Origin of the sequence: Priestia filamentosa (genome assembly GCF_900177535.1) — a bacterium.
Classification (GTDB): Bacteria; Bacillota; Bacilli; order Bacillales; family Bacillaceae_H; genus Bacillus_I; species Bacillus_I filamentosa.
Window position 1 is genome coordinate 137648 of the sequence record NZ_FXAJ01000006.1, and the last position, 20962, is coordinate 158609.

The following is a 20962-nucleotide window of genomic DNA, read 5'->3' on the forward strand; positions in this document are numbered from 1 at the left end:
TTCATACCATTCCTTACCGCTTTATAACTCAGGAACTAATCGAGCTCCTAACATGGTACAAATCACCTTTATTTGTTCTTGTCACTTATTCATTTCTTCAATAGCTCGTTGAACCCCATAGTTTTCAAGAATACGCAGAGTAGGACTCGCCCAGCTTCCACATCGGCAAAAGAGATAGTCCTTTATGCAAGATTAATATTCTCTAGATTCTATTTATAGATTGAAAAGGATCCCTATTTAGAAAATAAATAGGGATCCTTTTTATTTCAACGATTATTTTTTCAACTCAGGAATTGGAGGAATTTGATCCAATTCTTTGAATTCAGCAGGATTCAGTTTGAAACGTTTATCATATTTTTCTGGATCAGTGATGTTATCACTTTCCGTATTTCTCCATGACAAAGTACAAGTGTCACAAATATATACTTCCCAAGCATCATCAACAGGGGCTTTAGTTAATAAACTTACTTTTTCAGAATCACATCTTGGACATTTCATTATTTATTTCCTCCTTCTTTAACTAAGTTTCGAATCGTTTCTAACCATTCATTTGCTTTTTCTGGAACTCCTAATAGCTCAGTGTCTCGAGCAAAGTCAGGCGCAACTGGAGTCGTAGCATCAATGATTAGCTTCGTATGCATACCAGCAGGCTCGGAAGATGGATCTAATGGCATACCAGGTGCATATGGAACTTTAAAAACATCTTTGTCTGGACGAACACGAGTTGTTAAAGCCCACATCACTTGTTCTAGATTAAACGGATCAACAAATTCATCAACAATGATGACAATTTTTGTATAAGGCATTCCATGAGGAGTAGATAATAACCTCATAGCCACTGCCTTACCATATCCACCGAAACGAGATTTTGTAGAAACGATCGTTCCAATACCGTGGGTATACATTGCATTTACAGCTTCAACTTCTGGGAAGTCTCGTTTTAATTGTTTATATAGTGGTAAGCTTGTATTTAATGCCATTAAGTAGTCAATTTCAGTCCACGGCATACCTAAGTATAGATTTTCGAAGACAGGATTTTGGCGATGAGTGATTTTAGTGATTTTCACCACTGGTTGTAAGCGAGCACCTGAATAACTTCCTGGAAACTCACCAAAAGGTCCTTCAATTTCTCTTTCACGAGGCATGATATAACCTTCTAACACAATTTCACTACGTGCTGGGATATCTAAATTTCCATTCTCACTTTTTGTTAATTCAATGGGCTCACCTTTTAAAGCTCCAGCAAAGTCATATTCAGATTGAGCATATTCAATTGGTGTACTAGCCATAAAGCTTAATACGGGATCGTTCCCTAAGCAAATAGCAATTGGGAGGGGTTCATTTTTTTCTTCAGCATGGTTTAGATGAACAGCAATATCGTGGAATGGAAGAGGTTGAATACCTACTTTATCTTTACCTTTCACTTGGATACGATAAGTACCAGCATTTTGTTCGTCATAACTCTCTGGTTTATTAGGATCTTTACTTACAATTAAAGCTTTTGAAAGATAGAACCCAGCGTCAAATTCATTGATACGGAACAAAGGTAAAACATCAAATAGATTAATATCGTCTTCAATTACAACTTCTTTTACTGGTGCCTCTTTCTTATCAACCCAAACTGGCTTAATCGGATACCGATCCCAGATTTTTTCTAATTCAAAAAATTGTTCTTTAACCGGTGTATCCTTCGGCATGTTAAGCATTAAAGCATGATTTTGCCACGAACCATGAACATTTAAAACAACAGGTGTTTTATAACCTTTTATGTTTTCTACAAGAACGGCCGGTGCATTCTCTACGTCTGGAGCAGAACGTCCAATCGCACTTAAATCTGGTTCAGGCATAACTTCTTCTTTAATACGAACTAATTGGTTTTCTGATTCGAGTAAATCTAAGAATTCTCTTAAATCTCTGTAAGCCATTAAGTATTCCTCCTACGTTGCATTATTCCTTTACCTTGCTTAATTTATCTTACAAAGATGATTATACTCTTGTATTTTTAATATGAGAAATATCTATTATGTATGCATTATATATAAAAAGGGTATATTATAAACCTTTTTCTAAGTAAGTACTACTTTCTCTTTGTTATATAAAGGGAATTCACCTTCCCAGATAACTCTTCATCTCATTCTATTATTTATTGATTTTACTACAAATAAAAAAGGCTAGTCTCTACAGCTCATGACTAACCCTCTCTCAACTATTCATTTCACTCAATTAAAATGGATAGCATACCTTTAAAAGAATAAGAAAGCTTCTTTTTGATATACTAATCCAACCCAGTCTAGTTTTTATTCTCTACTTTTTGTATTCCATCCCATCTTTTTGCGTCTGATAGATGAATACCAAACTGATCTAATGCTCTGTATACAATATGATTAATTAAATCATCAATATTTTCCGGATGATTATAAAAAGCAGGCATTGGAGGGAAAATCATTGTTCCCATACGTGATAACGCCAACATGTTTTCAAGATGGATATCATTAAGGGGAGTTTCACGTGTTAATAATAACAGCTTTTTCCGTTCTTTTAATATAACATCAGCTGCACGTGTTACAAGATTATCTGCTAACCCCATCCGAATAGAGGCTAATGTTTTCATACTACAGGGAGCAACAATCATCCCATCCACTTGGAAAGACCCGCTAGAAATTTTGGCTCCTAAATCTTTATAAGAATAAGTATAATCAGCCAATTTTTCAACTTCCTTCGCTGTGTAAGGCGTTTCCACTCGGATAGTTGCGGATGCCCATGAAGACATGACTAAATGAGTCTCTATCTCTGTGTTTTTAAGAATCTCCAAAAGGCGAATTCCAAAAATAGCTCCGGTGGCTCCTGACATCCCTACAATTACTTTCATTTGTATTTCTCCTTCTTCTATCATTGTTAGTCTATTGTTGCTTGTAGAAATAATTATACACCTCTGTTTATTATATTGATAATATCTGTATTGTTTATATATAATACTTAAATGATATATTATATTTTTGGAGGGTAAACATGGACATTCGACAATTACGTTATTTTATAGCTATTGCAGAACAAGGGACAATTTCTAAAGCAGCGGAACATCTCCATATGGCTCAACCACCCCTTAGCCGGCAATTAAAATTGATGGAAGAAGAATTGGGTGTCATTTTATTCGATCGAAATAAAAAGAAAAAAGTGACTCTTACTCCTCAAGGAGAACTATTCCTCCAAAAAGCAAAGCGTTTACTACATGGAATGGAAGAGGCAATTTTAGAAGTTAAGGAATTCAGTGAAGAAATAAGTGGCACCCTTTCAGTAGGATCTACAATTTATTGTGCACCTATTTTACTTTCTACCTTAAATAAGTTTCGTCAGCAATATTCACATATCACTTTTAATATTTGGGAAGGTAACTCTACCCATTTAATGAATTTACTAAAGAACAGACAGATTGATATTGCTATTACAGGTGGGCCGTTTTCCCAAAAAGATGTTGAGATGAAGAAATTGGACACTGATCCATGTGTATTAATTGTACCTACTGATTATAAGTTAGACGAAAAAACGATAACCATACAGGAGATCTCTGAGATTCCTCTCCTATTATTAAGACCTACAGAAGGAACTGGATTATTTGATCAAATTATTCACGCATTTCAACAATTAGATTTAACTCCAAATATCTTATGTGAGTGTCATGACTCTGCTATGTTGTTAAATTTAGTAGAAATGGGATTTGGAGCAACGATATTGCCATTATCTATGGTAAGTAAAAGATTAAATAAGGAATATAACATTATCTCAATTCAAGATAATCCATGGATATCAGAGCCTGCGTTAGTTTGGAGAGCCAATAGTTACTTGTCAGCTTCAGCAAGGGAATTTTTGCAATTATTTTAAAGGTAGTTACTACCTTTTAAAAAAAGATATTATTGAAGTTCAATTTTTCGTTACAAACATCTATAGGTGGAATAATTAATATTGCGGTGAAAAAAGTACATTAAACGAAAAGGAATAGACAACTAAGATGTGAGGCACTTCCATTAAATGTGCGCTACATGAACAGCAAAATTAGAAATCCCTAAAAATCTTGATCTTTCGAGAAATTCGATTCAATAATTTGAAGTTTTTTCTTTATGTTTTTTATAAAGCATTTCTGCTATATGGAATTCAACATTTGTTTGAGAAGACACTTAAGAATCCTACTCATCTCGATAAAGAACTCCGTTAATTATTCTTTTTCTACTAAATGTCATATTGAAAGTACTAAAAAAATAGTTCACCATTGACCCTATAGTTACTATAGGGTTTATTATTTGTTACATAGTTCTTATACATTTGAAAGGAAGGATGCTAAGTGAAAAAACATAAAGAGGCAGCAAAAAGGAAGACTCTTCGATTACTAATGCCACAATGGCAAGGTGGAAACAATCCTCCGTACGTACTTGGAGCTCATTTGTTAAACTGGCTTGCTCCTAAAACGAATGGACCATTTGAAGAAGTACCTATTGATTTAGATTCAAGCCTTGAAATAGAGCAAGGTATTGTTGCTAAGAGTGCCTTATTAACTCAAACACGTTCTGCCAAAAGTTTAATTCAAAAGCACAGTCCTGATAGTATTATCATTCTTGGTGGAGATTGTGGTGTAGAACTCGCTCCTTTTGCATACTTAAACGAGAGATATGATGGAGAAACTGCTCTGTTATGGGTGGATTCACACCCTGACGTTTCAATTCCTGAGGATTTTCCAAACCACCATGCTCATGTACTTGCTAATTTGTTGGGTGTCGGGGATAAGGAATTTGTTGCAGAAGTCCCACGTCCATTTAAACCAGAACAGGTATTATTTGTAGGGTTGAACGATATGATAGAGGCACTTAACTCTAAACCGTTACAAGATATGAATATAGATATTGCCACTCCAGATGATATTAAAGAAGACAGTTCAAAGGTACTTCACTGGCTGGATTCACGCAAACCTTCTAAGGTTATCGTTCACTTTGACTTAGATGTTCTCGATTTAAGAGAATTTCGCTCCCTTTTAATGGCCAATCCAGCTACTTATGAAAAAATGAAAGAACAAGTTCCAACAGGTTCTAGTATAGAGACGATTATACGCTTACTTCAAGATGTAGCAAAAGCTTATGATGTTGTAGGACTAGGAATTACAGAACATTTTCCATGGGATGCTTATAACTTACAAAACATGTTGCAGCGACTTCCTTTACTAGGAGATATTAATAAAAAGGATAAAGCTCCTTATAACTGGATTTTCTAAACATTAAGATAAAAGCCAAACTAGAATGTTGCCCATAGAACCATCCAATTACGCTTTTTTATCTATATAGAAAATAAACGCTCGAATAAAGAAACTCATGCATAACTAATTAAGAATGCTCTATTCCTTAAGTAAGGGTTAGAGCATTTTTGATTAGCATAGAGATAGAAAATTAAATGTATTCTATATATCATTTAGCACATCATTGGCGTGTAACTGCTCCAAGAAGTCTATTGAATTTCTCCTATTTTTCATATAGTCGATTTTATAGATACAGGAGTAAATAACATTTAACACATATTCAAAGGCAATTTGGGAAGAAAATGTACCGATCTTAGCGAACTTCTCTTCATCATTAGGAACCTGTATAAAAATCGTACTAAGTTTTGCTAAATCATTTTGACTAGTTGATGAAATCGTTATAAAAGGTATATTTTTGTTTAAAAAATGTTGAGCAGCTTTCATATAGCTAGATGACTTTCCGTGATAGGTTAAGAAAATAGCACAATCATGCTTCGTAAGATTGACAGTATGATGAGCCCATTCAGAAAGTTCAGTAGCAATGATTGGATATTTGTTAATTTTGATTAACTTATTTTGAAAACTTTTCGCTCGGATTTGTGAATCCCCTGAAGCATATATAAAAATTCTTTCAGATTGATATAGCAGTTGAGCCGTTTGTGACAGCAAGTTATCATCCATAAACGAAACATTTTTTTCGATCGTTTCCTTCATTAATTCCGCAATATCTTTTGCCACTTGAAGTGAAGATGCCTCTAGACTAAACGGATAGTTTGAATCCACATTGGGAATATCCGCGGTTTGTTGGAATTCTTGGGCTAGTTTTATAATGAACTCTTTAAAGCCACTTAGACCGAGTTTATGTGTTAAGCGATTCACCGCTGAATGCGAGGTATATGTAACTTTAGCAAGTTCTTGAATATTTAAGTGAAGTATACTTTCTCTATGTATCAAAATATAAGAAGCAATGCTTTTCTCGTTTGGTGTAAAGTTATGCATTTCTGATAATTGCATTAGTATTTTCAAAAGGCTCACCCCGGTTTAGTTAAAATAACGTTAAGTAGGACTATAAAATAAACATTTTGTTCAAAAATAAAATGTAATATGCATCATAAAGTGATCCAATATACCAATGTGGTTGTAAAACCTTTACAGAGGGCTTTCTTCTTCTATAATAAATGAAAAGAAGCTTAAGGAGGGGTTAGAATGCTAACCATAGGATACATTGGAAATGGTAAAAGTACAAACCGTTATCATCTTCCTTTTTCATTAAATAGAGATTATTTGAAAGTGAAAACGATATATGCTCGTAACCTAGACAAAAAAGAGTGGGAGAGAGTTCCTGATGTTCTGTACACAGATGATATCACTACATTAATGAATGATGATGAGATTGGATTAATTGTTGTGTGTACACATACCGAGTCCCATTATCATTTCGCAAAAATGGCGCTTGATCATGGGAAACATGTGCTTGTTGAGAAACCTTTCATGTTAACGAAAGACGAAGCAGTATCCATCTTCCAATATGCTAATGAGAAAAATCTCGTGATTCAATGCTATCAGAATAGACGATATGACTCAGATTTTCTTACAACAAAAAAAGTTATCCAGTCTGGTAAACTTGGAGATTTGCTAGAGGTGGAAATGAATTATGATTATTACCGACCACACACACCGAATGCTACTGACCATTTTTCGAAATATAACAGCTTTTTATATGGACATGGCGTTCATACGATCGACCAAGCTTTATCCTATTTTGGGACACCAGAAAGCATTCATTACGATGTTCGTCAATTGTTGGGGGCTGGAAGAATGAATGATTACTTTGACGTAGACTTTTATTATTCTTCACTCAAAGTATCGATTAAATCAAGCTTTTTCCGTTTAAAAGGGCGTCCAAGTTTTGTTGTATACGGGAAAAAGGGTGTGTTCGTGAAGGAAACGGAAGATCGTCAGGAAGAACATCTTAAATTATTTTATCATCCAAAAGGCCATGACAATTTTGGGGTTGATTCTCCTTCTCATTATGGCATTCTAACGTACTTAGATGATAACGACAGCTACCATGAGGAGAAAGTAGTCTCTGAAAAAGGTGATTATGCTCGAGTGTATGATGATATTTATCAGGCAATCGTACATGGTAAAGAAAAAGTTGTGAAAGACGAAGAAACAATAGCGGTTATGGAGATACTTGAAAAAGGCATAGAGGGGTGCAGCTGAGATGAATTTAGGGATTGTTGGGGCTGGAAAGATTGTTGAGGATTTATTGAGCTTTATTCATGACATCCCTACGATTACGTTAAAGGCAATCAGTTCAAAACCTAGTCATGGAGAAAAATTGCTGTCTTTTCAAAAGAAATATGGATTCACCCATACTTATTCTGATTATGGTACAATGCTTGAAAATGATGATGTAGATACAATTTACATTGGGCTTCCCAATCACCTTCATTATTCATACGCCAAAGAAGCTTTATTAAACGGAAAGCATGTGATTTGTGAAAAACCATTCACTTCTACTCTACAAGAATTTCTTGAACTGAAAGAGATTTCTCAGCAAAAAGAATTGGTTTTAGTGGAAGCTATTACAAATCAATATATGAAAAACTATTTATCTATGAAAAATTACTTACCTAAGCTTGGAGATATCAAAATAGTGGAGTGTAATTATTCTCAATATTCATCGAGATATGAGGCTTTCAAAGCAGGAGAAATTCATCCGGCCTTTAACCCGGAAATGTCCGGTGGAGCCTTAATGGATATTAATTTATATAATATTCATCTTGTTGTTGGTTTCTTTGGAAGTCCTAAGAAAGTGGAGTATTGGGCGAATATCGAAAGGGAGATTGATACATCAGGCATATTGCTGATGGATTATGGTAATTTCAAGTGTGTCTGTATAGGTTCCAAAGACAGTACAGCTCCCAATGCAATGAATATTCAAGGGAATAAAGGCTACATACACATGGCTAATTCAGCAAATAACATACAATGCTTTGATTATTCCCTCAATAAGCAAGCACCTATTCAAGTAGACCTCTCAGACCATTGGCATCGAATGTATGATGAATTTGTTGAATTTGAACGTATTATTAAAGAACGCGATTTGGAGAAAGTTACAAATATGTTAGAACATAGCGAGAAAGTCATGAATGTTCTCGAGCAGGCCAAACGATCGGCAAATCTTGTATTTAGCTCTAATAAATAATAGTTTTAACTTAGAACTTGACTATTGATATGGATTTAAGTCAATAATTTAAAAACAAAAAGGCAGAGTTTCCTTGCATAGAAACCCTGTCTTACTTTATAATACCTAATTTTTTTGTTCACATAACACGGAGTTTCCGTATCAAAACATAGGGATCCGTTAGGTTTAGGGATTATAAAGTATTTATTTCTTAAAGTATATAAGGAGCCATTCACCTTATTAATAGTGTGATACGTTTCCCATTATCCTTTTGTCAATTGATTTCGATCTTCAATCTGAGGAGGCTCTTCCATCCAGCCCTGTTGAATCATAATTTTTCCGCCTTCTTTTGCAAAGTTGTAAATGTCTTTTCCAAGTTGTAACAGCTTTACTGGTAAATCACTACGCAAACTAAATGCGCCTCCTAGTGCATTGCTACCGAGACCAAATGTGCTTAACAAACCAGCGGTATACATCATCAATTTATCAGAAAAAGGAGCAACTGTTGAAGTTGTTGCTTTTCCAGCATGTGTTGCAGGCGGTTCAATATAACTATGTCGTAATATATCGCCTAACTCTGTTTCAATTTTTTTTGATAATTCCATTCCTTTAACAAAGTATTTTCGTACCTTTTGCTCATTTGCTACTTGAGCAAATCCGATCATTAATTGCATTCCTACAAGGTTCGTATCAATAGCGTGTTGAATAAGGGAAACTTCTATCGTATTAAGAGATCTTTTTTCACCTATCCACTTCAGACCATCCATATAGTTTATATCTTTCACAAAATGAACCTCCTTTGGCATGGAAACATATGGAGGTCGAGAAATTACACCTGCTTCCATTAACAAGTGAGTTGACTGATCATACAGCTCTTGAGCTTCTGTAGTTAGACGTTTAAAAAACTGTCGTATATCTTCACGATAGGACATATTCGAATAAAGAGCAAAAAGACCAGTCTCGATTTGAGCTATCAATCGAAAATACATAATATCAAACATAAAATCATATAGTTTAGGCGCTTCTTTATTTACATCATTCTCAGTAAACCCAGTAGGAATAGCTGCTCCTTCAGCTTGGAAAACAGTGTTGATAAAATCTAAGCTTTTAACTGCTCTGTCATAATGAAGTTGAAGTAATTGCTGATCATTTTCATTGTATTTAAGAAAATAGTCTAAAAACCTCAGGATCATCGTTTTTTCCTGATAAGTCATCCATAACGTTGCTAGCTCCGCTGATGTAATGGGTGGATGTTGTGAACTGCTCATTCTGACTCCTCCTGAAAGTTAAACTTCTTAATTGAATATCTTAATTTACATACTAAGATATATACATTGGATTGTACGAGCAAACTAAGGATGTTTACTTATATGTAGATTTCTTTTGTATCTATAAGAAGAAGTGGAAAGAACGATCCAAATACGAAATTGCGCATCCAAGACTTTATGTAACATCTCTAAACTTCTTCTATTCTTAATTTGTTATTACTTTCTGCTTATGTATCTTACTTTATACACTCTTATCCTGAAGCATTTTTAGCATATTCACGATGATCAACAGTCCACAATAGGTTTCAACATAAAAACAATTTTTTAAAACACTCTAACAGCAGCAGGTAAAATTAATTTTCTAGTGTGCATCGTTTTATAGCAAATCAAAAAGAGTAGCGCTATCACATCCGCTACTCTTTTTAACTCTATTTCTTATATTCCTAGCTTCCTTAAGCTTCTACTTTATTCTTTTTTCTGCATTCATTCACAAGCTCTTCAAATAAATTAGCCATAAGCTGATTTTCACTTGCCATCTCTTCCGGATGCCATTGTACCCCTAGGAGAAGTGGATCTTGTTCTTTCCCTTCGACTCCCTCAATCACACCGTCAGAAGCACGAGCAACAACTTTTAAATTTGAGGCTACCTCGCCAATTGCCTGATGATGCATACTATTTACCCGAACTTTAGAATTGTTCTCCATGATTTTATACAGTCTACTTCCTTCTTCAACTTCTATTTCATGGGTAGCTTGCGGTCTTGCGGCTTCTTGATAATGTTTGATCGCCTCTTCATTATTCTTTTCAATATCTTGAATAATATCACCGCCTAATGCCGCATTAAGCACCGCTATCCCTCTGCAAATCGCAAGGATTGGTTTCTTTTCTTTGCGTGCATACTCTATTAGACCCATCTCTGTTTTATCCCGATTTTCATTGACTTTTCCAAGCTCCGGATCAGGTTCATGATCGTATGATTGAGGATCAACGTCTTCTCCTCCACTAAGAAGAATACCATCACACAATGAAGCCCATTCTTCCTCCATTTCCTTGTCTCCCACCGGAATGATTATCGGAAGGCCCCCTGCCTCAATAACTGCATCCACATATTTCTGATGCAAATGAACACTTGGAAGACCATTATGAATTGTAACCGAACTTGAAATACCAATAACAGGTCTAGATTTCCTCATCTTATTTTATCTCCTTTCATGGTTAATTAGCTTTGTGTAAATATACCCTCAGGCTTAAGAGATAAAACACAGAAACATTTTACAATCTCTTCTAAAGATAACTCTTAGGATTACTCAACAAAACATTAGATCTACTCTTAACAATCTTCTTTATGTATGCTGCTCTAAAAATGACAAAGAATATAAATTTTACGGGAATCTGGCTACTTCATGAGATGAGCCGCTTTTTAATTTGTTGGATTGTTGTAATGAGCATTATATTCATTATTAATAGCGTTTTTAGACGAAATTAATAACCCACCATTCTCCAGAATGGTGGGTCTTCTCCGATTTCTATTAGATTCACAAGGCATTGAATTATCCTAACCTTTTGTAGAAAAAGTATAAAGTATAAATAAGAAAAAAAGTGCTATTCCTAAACAAAAAAGTATTTTCCCGAAACTTAGTGTTTCGATATAAAATAAAGCTTCTATTCCTTTAAATAAAGCTACAAAGATGACAAGGATTGTAATAACACTAAGTGTAAAAAGCCTTACCCATCTTGGAATTCTTAACCACGTTTCTAGAATCTTAGTCTCCAGCTTGTTCACCCTTCTTTATCCACCTCAAGAGATAAAAATTCTATCCTGTCCGTTTTGAGAGTCTCACTAGGAGAAAACACATACAAAAAAGTTCCTTCTTAACTCCAACCAATATTCTTTATTAGTTATAAGAGATAGATTAATGTCCTTCTTTTTCAATTGGAATAGTGAACCAAAAAGTATGAAAACCACTTCTACTATAAAACCCTATCTCTCCACCTAGCTGATGAACAATTTCTTTTGCAATAGATAGCCCAAGCCCAAATCCGCCTGTTTCTCGATTTCTCGAATTTTCTACTCTAAAAAAATGATCAAATAATTGCTTTTCAGCTTCTTTTGGAATAGGCATTCCTTGATTTGAGATTGAAATAACATAATTGTCTCGATAAGATTTTCCCTTTACAATCACCTTTTTTCCAATATTATATCTTACAACATTATCAAATATATGTGAGACTACAGTATGTAACGCATTTGAATCACAGTATAAAGTAGCTGATTCCACTTGTATTACGCGTTCAATATCCCTTTTATTCATTTCATTTTGAAATGGCTCTATACTTGATTGAAGGGCTCTTCCTGACTCAATCCAATAACGATCTAGGCTCTTCCGACCACTTTCCCACTGATGCAGTTCTTGTATTTTATTCACAAGGTGTGTTAACTGAAAGCATTCCTTCTTTAAAATAGAATAAACTTGTTCATTTGGTACAAAAACGCCTTCTTCAAGGCCTTCGAGATAGCCTGTTAGGGTTGTGAGCGGCGTTCGTAACTCATGACCAAGATCAACCATCATTTGATTTTTCTGTTTATGCAAATGACTTACTTGATTGGTTATTTCGTTTAGTCTGTTCGCTATCTGTCCTATTTCATCTTTTAAATGAGTAGGAAAAGGAGAATCTATCGTTTCATCCAATTCCTTTGTAGTATGTGATAGTTGATTGAGAGGATTAAGAATCTTTTTGGCAAAAAATAAATGAATGAGTACAGCTAAAATTAAAGTTAGCAAACCAGCGTTAAAAAGATCCTCTCCTATACTTTTTCGAAATTGTTGAGCATGAAGACTTGAACTAGCATATTCATTAAATTTACGACATGCTAGTTCTTTAACAGAAAAACCAATGATTCCAATGACCAATCCTGTTACTCCTATATTTAAAGCAACCCACTTTCGAATCATCTTTTCTCGAATCTGATTAATAAGCCACAAACCTGTATCCAACTCCTCTCACTGTTTCAATCAAGTTCCCCTTCTCCGCTCCAAGCTTCTCCCGGATTTTGCTAATATGAACATCAACCGTTCGATAGCTCACAAATTTCTCCTGTGTGGAATACAGCTCATTTAAAATTTGTTCACGCGAAAGGATTTGATCCGGATTTCTCATGAGATAATAGAGGAGTTGAAATTCATGATGAGTTAAATCGATAACCTCTGTGTTGACTTTGACTTCAAATTTATTCGGTTTTAACGTGATTCCTTGATAGGTAATCTTATTACATCGATTCTCTGTGCGTCGGAGCACTGTTTCAACTCTTGCGACTAACTCTTTGGCACTAAATGGCTTCACAACGTAATCATCCGCACCCATCTGTAACCCCCGAATTCTCTCATCTTCTGCTGCTTTTGCTGTCACCATAATTAACGGGACGTTACTTTGCATATCCTTACGAATCCACCTACAAATAGACTCTCCACTTTCCCCTGGCAACATTAAATCTAGAATTACAAAACAGGGATCGATTTCTAAAAACATTTTCCTTGCTTCTTCACCACTTTGGGCTCCCCAAACATCATATCCATGAAAAACTAGATAATGTTTAATAATCTCTAGAATGTTAGGGTCATCTTCAACAATTAAAATTGATTGTCCTCTTATACTCATATAACCCCTCTTACCTTATATTTTTGTTCTAGTGTTCGAATTCTATCAATCTTATTAGCTTATATCTTATAATATCTTATCATTTATACAAAATTTCAAGAACTTTCACAGAGATGATTGAGGAGCTTTTACTGCTAATTATCGATTACATTTTCCAAATAATTCTTTTTTCCTACATAATAACTAATCATTTAGTACCCTTTTTCTTTTTAATTCGACAACTTTATCAAATCTTAACAATTCATACTTACAATAGAAAATTGTGAGATATAATCATATAAAAACCATAGAATATTCCATTTTTTATATGATTAAAAGACAAAATTATAATTTAGGATAGGGGTTTTAATCTTGAAATCAAATCGTACGGTGCGCAAATATGTTATTTCATCAGCTTTAGTTACATCACTAGCGCTAACACCAATGTTAAGTGAAAATGCTTTTGCTTTTGCTAAGTCACATCCTGAAGAGCAAACAAATACAACTGTAGCAAAACCACAAACTACTACACCAACTAGCACATCACTTATTCGTAAAGGAGCTTCTGGACAACAAGTTAGAGATCTTCAATCAAAATTAAATAGTCAAGGCTACTATAAATACAACATTGATGGCATTTTCGGATCTATCACAGAACAAGCTGTAAGACAATTTCAAGCTGCTCATAATCTTTCAGTTGACGGCATTGTAGGACCTAACACAGCTAAAGCTCTTTCATTAGCACCAACTGGTTCTGTAGCAGGTTCTAATACAAATACAAACACAAACACAAACACATCTAATTCTACTACAACGCCAACTGCTCCTGCACAAAATAACCAATCTGTATCAAGTACAAGAGCAGCTGTTGTTGCTGCTGCAAAAAGTGTAGTTGGAACACCTTATGTATGGGGTGGCACAACAACGAAAGGTCTTGATAGCAGCGGTTTTATCAACTATGTATTTGATCAAGTTGGTATCGACCTGTCAAGAACACATCGTGAAATGTGGAAAAATAACGGTGTACGTGTTAGTTCACCACAAGTAGGAGACGTTGTCTTCTTCGAAGGTACTTACAATGTACAAGGAGCTTCTCATAGTGCCGTTTATCTTGGTAACAACGTGATGATTCACGCAGGAGATGCTGGTGTTGAATATGCTCGTCTTGACAATCCATACTGGCAAAAACACTACATTGGTGCTAAATCATTTATTAACTAATAGATAGCTAGAATAGGATAAGCATAAAGGCTGACATCCTTATCCCTAGTAGAAAAAGGAGATATTTCCATGTTCCCTTTTTACTACTTCTTTAAAATTTTAGTTACCTACATAAAAAGCTGGATATCTTCTAGATATCCAGCTTTTTATCATGGAAGCAACCAAGCTTCTATGTAAGTTTTTTAATGAATATTATTTTTCTTAAAGTTACCACCTTTTACTTCTGCTACATCATAAACTGTAACAAAAGCATTCTCATCAATTTCATTAATAATTTCTTTCATTTTGCTTTCTTCTAAACGGTTAATAATACAAGTAATTTCTTTGAAATTTTCATTTGAATAACCGCCTTGAGCTTGCTTATACGTTGCACCACGCCCTAATCGATCACGAATTGTCTCAACCATTAATTCAGGATGAACAGTAATAATTTTGAACGTCTTAGAACCACTCAATCCTTCTTCAACAATGTGAATCACTTTAGAAGCAATAAAGTAAGCAATTGCAGAAAGAATAGCGCCTTGAAGGCCAAACACAGTAGATACAATGATAAAAACAAACAAGTTTAAGAATAAAATAAGATCACTTGTTCCAAAAGGTAATTTTCTAGAGAGCAGTACTGCTAACATATCAATGCCATCAAGCGCACCACCGTTTCTTAGAGCTAGTCCCATTCCAAAACCAATGATAATACCACCAACAACCGTTACTAATAACGTATCTCCATCTATAATAGTTGGTACATGGTGCATAAGGATTGTTCCTGCTGCTAATGAAGCAATTCCAATAACTGAATAAATCGCAAAGCTCTTTCCAATTTGTTTATATCCTAAAAATACAAACGGAATATTCAAGATAGCAATTAACAATCCAAGTGGCAGTCCAAATTGTGAACCAACGATACTAATCCCTGTAACACCACCGTCTGATACGTTGTTTGGTATTAAAACTGCTTCTAAACCGTATGCTGTGATAAAAGCACCGATAATTATTAAGAGTATACGTGAAGTTGTTCTAAGTTTCCTAGGCCTTCTCTTTATGATTTTGTTCATGTTAGTGTCCTCGTTTCAAACTATTTTCTTCTATTTTTGTCTACTTTTTTAGTGTTCATGCTATGATTTTGCTAACTGTTTATCCTCCTTTTATAATACTTTGTTTTATGAGTATCTCATCTTTTCCAAAAACTAGAACCACGTCTGGAACTATACAGTTTTCTTGAAAATGATGAAGAACTATCACTTATATAAACTTTGCAGAATCTTCTACATAAGAACTTACACTTTCATAGCTTGCCCGAATATAAAGAACTCGTTCACTATAAAGCTGGTTGCTATGAGGAATATTACTTAGCGCCCCGCCCCATATTCCTACTGAACGAGAGAAGATTAGAGATGGATTTTTGTCCGAATCCCATTTCTATTTTATCTTCCATAATCATCCTCCACTTTATTCCATATATAATAACCTTAACACTTTTCCCCTTATGAAATAAAGGATTTAGAATTATGTAGAACTTTACAAATGGGATAAGACCACCTATAGCAGCTAATTATCGTATTTGAAATTGGCAGCAGACCCTTATTGAGAGGGTTAGACTTGCTGAAAGAGAGCATGCAAACTGAATAATAGTAAGGGTATGTTAGCTATGAATAGACCCTGTACTTCCTTATCTTGCTAACCAATAAAAAATCCCCTTCTTTATAAAGAAAGGGATTTTTTGAGTTAAGACTATGAAAGACGATAGCCATCTTTATTTTGTGACTGCCATTTCCAAGAATCACGACACATATCTTCTAAACCTCGAGTTGCTTTCCAGTTTAACTCTTTATATGCTTTTGTTGGATCTGCAAAGCATGTTGCGATATCTCCAGGGCGGCGCGGTGAAAATTGATATGGCACTTCTTTACCTGACACCTTCTCAAATGCTTTGACCATTTCAAGGACACTATAACCTGTTCCTGTACCAACATTATAAGCATGAACACCTTTGTCTTCATTTGCTTTATGAAGAGCTTTTACATGGGCATCCGCAAGATCTACAACATGAATATAATCACGTACACCTGTACCATCTTTTGTTGGATAGTCATTACCAAATATACTTAGTTTCTCAAGGCGACCAATCGCAACTTGTGTAACATAAGGCATAAGGTTGTTTGGAATTCCTTTTGGATCCTCACCAATTTGTCCGCTTTCATGAGCACCAAATGGGTTAAAATAGCGAAGCAGCACAACACTCCACTCAGGATCTGCATTTGCAATGTCTTCTAAAACTTGTTCAAGCATAAGCTTTGTTTGACCATAAGGGTTTGTTGCTGAAAGTGGGAAATCTTCTGTAATTGGAGACTTTTCAGGTACTCCATATACTGTTGCAGAAGAACTAAATACAATGTTTTTTACATTATGCTTCTGCATTGCTTCGCAAAGAATAAAAGTTCCTGTCAAGTTATTGTGATAATAGCGAAGTGGAATAGCAACCGATTCTCCAACAGCTTTTAATCCAGCAAAATGAATAACAGCTGTAAAGTTATTTTCTTCAAATACCTTTTCTACGCCCTCTTTATCTAACAAATCAACATTATAAAACGGAAAATCTTTACCTGTAATCTCTTTCACTCTTGTTAAAGCTTCTTCTGAACTATTTGATAAGTTATCTAGTACTGCGATATCATGACCACTATTTAATAATTCAACACAAGTATGGCTACCGATATACCCTGCTCCGCCTGTTACTAAAATTGTCATTGGAATCCCTCCTGATTAATATGTAAAACGATGCCTCTCTTTAATTTGAATTTTACCTTAACATTTTCTTTTTGACAAAGAAAATTCTACCTCTTCTCTCCCTTAATCTTGCTTACTATCTTGTATATTCTAAAAGACACTTTTGGTTACTTTCACATCGATTCAAAAGTAATATTGGGATGGATGGAGTTTTCTTAGATACTGTTGACGATATTGATGATTATTTTTATAATAAACCCGCTCTGCAAACAGAGATTAGCACAGCTTATAAAACACTCTTAACAAACATTAAAGAGCAAGACCCAATTAAAATACCATCTCTTCCATATATAAATGCTGTTCTTTAGGAAGGTTTTAATAAAGGTATTGTTCTAACAGATGAATGGTCATCAAACTAGATTGCTTATTTCCTATCTCAAAGTATCACTTTACAAACGTTCACTGTAACGAACACAGCTCATTCTTTTAGTTATAGTAATCCTCTCGCCTTTTTAGCTACTCATAATGAAGACGATATTTATGACAAATAAACAAAACAGCCGTTACTGACGGCTGTTTTTTAACTTTCTTTTTGACATGTTGGACAATAGTAAAGCCTTCTTGAATCCGCGATTATTTTTACAATATCTGTTCCATCTATCCTGCATGCCTCTCCTTCTCTTTCAAACACCCAATGACGATAAGAAGACCTTTCTTCCCCTTGTTTCTTTAACTTTTCCACAAGCTGCAAATCATTCGTAATTCCTCTTGTTTCATAGGATTGTATCATCAGTTTTTTAACTGCACATGCTGCTCTCCGAAGTTCTTCATCGGTACATTCTATCGGGCGCTTATTTGGATATATCCCTGCTACAAAAAGAATTTCACTTCTTAAGTAGTTGCCAACGCCTCCAATAAACCCTTGATCAAGTAATAGAGATGACCATCTTCTTCCTTTAAATTCTTTTCGGAGAAAACGCTCTTTCAAATATTGTTCTGTTACATTCTCACTTAATATATCTGGCCCGACTCTTGAGACAAAAGGATGAATAGGTACTTCTTCATCTCTTAAAACTTCGATATCTGAAGCACTATATAAAAGAGCTGAATACTTTTCATTATGTAGAGCTAATCGAAGCTGTCGATTTGTTTTAGGATAGCTATAAGCTGCCCTTATATACCATTTCCCATAAAGCTGATTATGAGAATAAATAGTGTAACCATTATCAAATCTAATAAGCATTGCTTTACCTTTCGTATCTACTCGTTTCACTCTTGCTCCTTGCAATATCTCTTCATAATGTTTGAGCTGTGGGAAAGCAAACCAAACTTCTCCTATATTATAAGCTGTGAGTGCTTTTTGAACTTTATCTGCTGCAATTCTTATTTCAGGTCCCTCAGGCATCTCTATACTCCTCCTTCTCTTATATGATCTATTCCCTTATTATCTCTTCATCCAAAACCCATCAAAGCAAAAAAGCCCCATTAGGAACAAAATGCGGCTTTTTATACTTCACTTGAATGTTCTTTTTGTTTCAGGTACTGATAGTATAATCCTGTTATAGTTTGGATTAATAAAAAAACAGCAAATGAATATGAAAGCATATAACCGTTTTTAAAATGAATGATATCTAATTTGTTAAACAGCCAGTTCGCAAAAAGGCCTATAAAACTCCATGCTGTCACATAATAAGCAAATGTTTTCTTTGTAATACTAAACACTTCATAGAAATTCATAAATAAGTAACCAAAAGGCGCGAACATAATATAGTAGAAAAAATCAAACAATTCATATGAGTTAGAATCATTTACAGTGTAAAAATCAATGACTCCTCCCCCAATCGTGAATTCAACTAGAAATCCAGCTGCTGCTCCCCATATAAAACTTAAAATTGTCATATGTTTTGATAACCGTTTCGGGAGGAAGAAGGGAAGAACATAAATAACAATAAGCATGACGCATATACTGATTTCATTTTTACTCCACTGTCCTATCATCATAAAAATTCCCCCTTTTCCTTTCTCATTAGTCTACGAAAGCCTTTATGAAGAACAAAAATAATAAGAAGTAATCCAAGAATATATAAAGCTTCATAAAAGAGGTTCCATTGCCTATAGTGATAAATATTCAGCATATTAGAGAATTTCCGGAGTAAAAGGGTAAAGATAAGAAGAATAAAGCCTGTAATCATAATTGCTCGAGGTGTTATGTTTCTATAAAAGTAATTGAATGTTATAACAAAAAGGATCGGAATAATAAGGCTTCGTTCTAAGAGAAAACCTACATAAGATGCTGTCTCTTCTGTAACAACAATAAGCTTGAGTTCCTCATTTATAATCCATGTTGCATTGATGTTAATAATAAGAACAAGTAAATAAACAAAAGTATTTTCTACAATGCTAAGGCTCTTTCTCATCGTAACGAATAGCGTTATAGAGAGAAAAGATAAAAATACAAAAAAAGAAAATCCCATAAGACAAGACACCTCCTTCTCGTATTTATTTGTTTTTTCAGGAAAAAATATTCATTATACAACAAGAAAAACACCTTTTAAAAAGGTGTTTTAATAGCAGTCCCAGTTATACATAACATTTGAGAAATCTCTCTTTTCTAAATCCTCTTTTCTAATAAAAAAGTTACATACACCGCTATCTCCCCACATAATATCGAGCTCTGTATCTGTATCAATTTGAAGAAGCAAAATGTTGTGTTCTCTATACTTTTGCTCATATACTCTTGGATCTTCTTGTGTAAAGAAAGGATAGCCTCCTATTTTACTTCCTGTTACTTCTGTATTTTCGGCGTATAGTTCCCAAAGCTCTACCCCATCCTCTATTTCTTCATATAAATCAAAAGATAGCTCTTCTACCCGATAATCACGTTCTGAGACAGGCTCAATATCTGGCGTAAAAGAAAGAAGCGCTTCATACGATAAAGGAAAATATGTTGTATCAACATCGTCAAGATATCTAAAATCTGTCACGATATTTTCAATGTTCTCTAACACATGTTCATGATAAAGAATGCGAAACTGAGCTTGATCTGTTTCATCTTCAAAGTTTGCTCCAAGCAAATCATCCGTACTATCAATATAAAATTGAAGAATCCCTTTTGTCGGGAATCCTGGCATTTGTGGTACCTCTTCAAAATTAATTTGAGCAGCTAATGTAAGATATGTACCATCCTTTCCTGTTGGATGTTCTATCTCTTTTGGCAAGTATGGTTTTCCTCTAAATTTACTTTGCCAAAGAGACGTTATCCCTTTCTTTCCTTCTATTCGAACAACAGGTTTTATTGTATTTTCAATCTCCTTGCGATGAGATTCTAACAATTGGGGAAGTTTTATTTTATTATTCATAGAAAACATCCTTTCTATAGGTATAATGGAAAATGTTGATGAAAAATAGAACTTTCCTCTTTTCAGTTAATATATTTAGTTATATTAAACAAATCTTTTCTTTTTTTACTTTTTTATAAATATTTTATACTATTTAAGGGAATGACCTAGATTCTACAATACTTAACATTTCTTAGCTAATAATGTAAATATAATCGTTTTATTGTTTTATTTATAGAGTTAAATTCTTTTATTCTATATGCTGTCCTCTTCCTTACTCATCAATCTGAAGACTTAATTAATG

The 20962-nt window shown here is 34.4% G+C and carries 20 protein-coding genes; 6 read left to right on the forward strand and 14 right to left on the reverse strand.

Annotated elements, in window-relative coordinates:
- Positions 1–273 precede the first annotated feature (273 nt).
- The 3 genes from B9N79_RS19940 to B9N79_RS19950 form a co-directional block, all read right to left on the reverse strand.
- Positions 274–498 carry a non-oxidative hydroxyarylic acid decarboxylases subunit D gene (locus tag B9N79_RS19940; protein WP_019390824.1) on the reverse strand — a complete coding sequence of 75 codons (225 nt, stop codon included), beginning with the start codon at positions 496–498 and terminating at the stop codon, positions 274–276.
- On the reverse strand, positions 498–1925 hold the full coding sequence (locus tag B9N79_RS19945) for a non-oxidative hydroxyarylic acid decarboxylases subunit C (RefSeq protein WP_046218104.1): 1428 nt from the start codon (positions 1923–1925) through the stop codon (positions 498–500). Before B9N79_RS19945 ends, B9N79_RS19940 begins: the two co-directional genes overlap by 1 nt.
- Positions 1926–2290: 365 nt before the next feature.
- Positions 2291–2869: a non-oxidative hydroxyarylic acid decarboxylases subunit B gene (locus B9N79_RS19950; protein ID WP_019390822.1), complete on the reverse strand. Its 579-nt coding sequence runs from the start codon at positions 2867–2869 to the stop codon at positions 2291–2293.
- 140 nt (positions 2870–3009) lie between these two features.
- Between B9N79_RS19950 and B9N79_RS19955 the strand changes: the two genes are divergently transcribed.
- Complete coding sequence (locus B9N79_RS19955) at positions 3010–3879, forward strand: LysR family transcriptional regulator (RefSeq protein ID WP_040060759.1); 870 nt, start codon at positions 3010–3012, stop codon at positions 3877–3879.
- A gap of 457 nt (positions 3880–4336) precedes the next feature.
- Positions 4337–5257 carry an arginase family protein gene (locus tag B9N79_RS19960; RefSeq protein WP_240516716.1) on the forward strand — a complete coding sequence of 307 codons (921 nt, stop codon included), beginning with the start codon at positions 4337–4339 and terminating at the stop codon, positions 5255–5257.
- Between the two features lie 183 nt (positions 5258–5440).
- Here the strand turns inward: B9N79_RS19960 and B9N79_RS19965 are convergent, their stop codons facing one another.
- On the reverse strand, positions 5441–6304 hold the full coding sequence (locus tag B9N79_RS19965; RefSeq protein ID WP_019390819.1) for a MurR/RpiR family transcriptional regulator: 864 nt from the start codon (positions 6302–6304) through the stop codon (positions 5441–5443).
- A 180-nt stretch (positions 6305–6484) separates the two neighbouring features.
- On the opposite strand from B9N79_RS19965, the gene B9N79_RS19970 reads away from it, so the two are divergent.
- Positions 6485–7504: a Gfo/Idh/MocA family oxidoreductase gene (locus tag B9N79_RS19970; protein ID WP_040060762.1), complete on the forward strand. Its 1020-nt coding sequence runs from the start codon at positions 6485–6487 to the stop codon at positions 7502–7504.
- Between the two features lies 1 nt (position 7505).
- Positions 7506–8492, forward strand: coding sequence for a Gfo/Idh/MocA family protein (locus B9N79_RS19975; protein WP_048896683.1), 987 nt, complete (start codon positions 7506–7508; stop codon positions 8490–8492).
- Between the two features lie 242 nt (positions 8493–8734).
- Here B9N79_RS19975 and B9N79_RS19980 read toward each other — a convergent pair whose 3' ends face one another.
- The 4 genes from B9N79_RS19980 to B9N79_RS20000 form a co-directional block, all read right to left on the reverse strand.
- Complete coding sequence (locus B9N79_RS19980; RefSeq protein ID WP_040060765.1) at positions 8735–9739, reverse strand: DUF3231 family protein; 1005 nt, start codon at positions 9737–9739, stop codon at positions 8735–8737.
- Positions 9740–10191: 452 nt separating this feature from the next.
- On the reverse strand, positions 10192–10932 hold the full coding sequence (locus B9N79_RS19985; RefSeq protein WP_019390815.1) for a gamma-glutamyl-gamma-aminobutyrate hydrolase family protein: 741 nt from the start codon (positions 10930–10932) through the stop codon (positions 10192–10194).
- 720 nt (positions 10933–11652) lie between these two features.
- Positions 11653–12723: a sensor histidine kinase gene (locus B9N79_RS19995; protein ID WP_019390813.1), complete on the reverse strand. Its 1071-nt coding sequence runs from the start codon at positions 12721–12723 to the stop codon at positions 11653–11655.
- A complete protein-coding gene (locus tag B9N79_RS20000) occupies positions 12710–13396 on the reverse strand; it encodes a response regulator transcription factor (protein ID WP_019390812.1) in 687 nt (228 codons plus the stop codon). Before B9N79_RS20000 ends, B9N79_RS19995 begins: the two co-directional genes overlap by 14 nt.
- A 351-nt stretch (positions 13397–13747) precedes the next feature.
- Here B9N79_RS20000 and B9N79_RS20005 point away from each other — a divergent pair, with 351 nt between their 5' ends.
- The gene (locus B9N79_RS20005) at positions 13748–14596 is read left to right on the forward strand and encodes a C40 family peptidase (protein ID WP_048896682.1); all 849 of its coding nucleotides are present in this window, start codon (positions 13748–13750) and stop codon (positions 14594–14596) included.
- 182 nt (positions 14597–14778) lie between these two features.
- Here B9N79_RS20005 and B9N79_RS20010 read toward each other — a convergent pair whose 3' ends face one another.
- Positions 14779–15648: a YitT family protein gene (locus B9N79_RS20010; RefSeq protein ID WP_040060772.1), complete on the reverse strand. Its 870-nt coding sequence runs from the start codon at positions 15646–15648 to the stop codon at positions 14779–14781.
- Positions 15649–16324: 676 nt separating this feature from the next.
- On the reverse strand, positions 16325–17341 hold the full coding sequence (gene galE / locus B9N79_RS20015; RefSeq protein ID WP_046218102.1) for a UDP-glucose 4-epimerase GalE: 1017 nt from the start codon (positions 17339–17341) through the stop codon (positions 16325–16327).
- 179 nt (positions 17342–17520) lie between these two features.
- Here galE and B9N79_RS26245 point away from each other — a divergent pair, with 179 nt between their 5' ends.
- Positions 17521–17688: a hypothetical protein gene (locus B9N79_RS26245; RefSeq protein ID WP_019390807.1), complete on the forward strand. Its 168-nt coding sequence runs from the start codon at positions 17521–17523 to the stop codon at positions 17686–17688.
- A gap of 212 nt (positions 17689–17900) precedes the next feature.
- Here the strand turns inward: B9N79_RS26245 and nei are convergent, their stop codons facing one another.
- The 4 genes from nei to B9N79_RS20035 all read right to left on the reverse strand — a co-directional run bounded on the left by nei (position 17901) and on the right by B9N79_RS20035 (position 20679).
- Positions 17901–18725, reverse strand: coding sequence for an endonuclease VIII (gene nei / locus B9N79_RS20020; RefSeq protein ID WP_085118836.1), 825 nt, complete (start codon positions 18723–18725; stop codon positions 17901–17903).
- 101 nt (positions 18726–18826) lie between these two features.
- Positions 18827–19321: a hypothetical protein gene (locus B9N79_RS20025; protein ID WP_040060778.1), complete on the reverse strand. Its 495-nt coding sequence runs from the start codon at positions 19319–19321 to the stop codon at positions 18827–18829.
- A complete protein-coding gene (locus tag B9N79_RS20030) occupies positions 19318–19794 on the reverse strand; it encodes a hypothetical protein (protein WP_085118838.1) in 477 nt (158 codons plus the stop codon). The genes B9N79_RS20025 and B9N79_RS20030 overlap by 4 nt, the downstream gene beginning before the upstream one ends.
- A gap of 90 nt (positions 19795–19884) precedes the next feature.
- The gene (locus B9N79_RS20035) at positions 19885–20679 is read right to left on the reverse strand and encodes a YwqG family protein (RefSeq protein WP_040060780.1); all 795 of its coding nucleotides are present in this window, start codon (positions 20677–20679) and stop codon (positions 19885–19887) included.
- Positions 20680–20962: the final 283 nt, after the last annotated feature.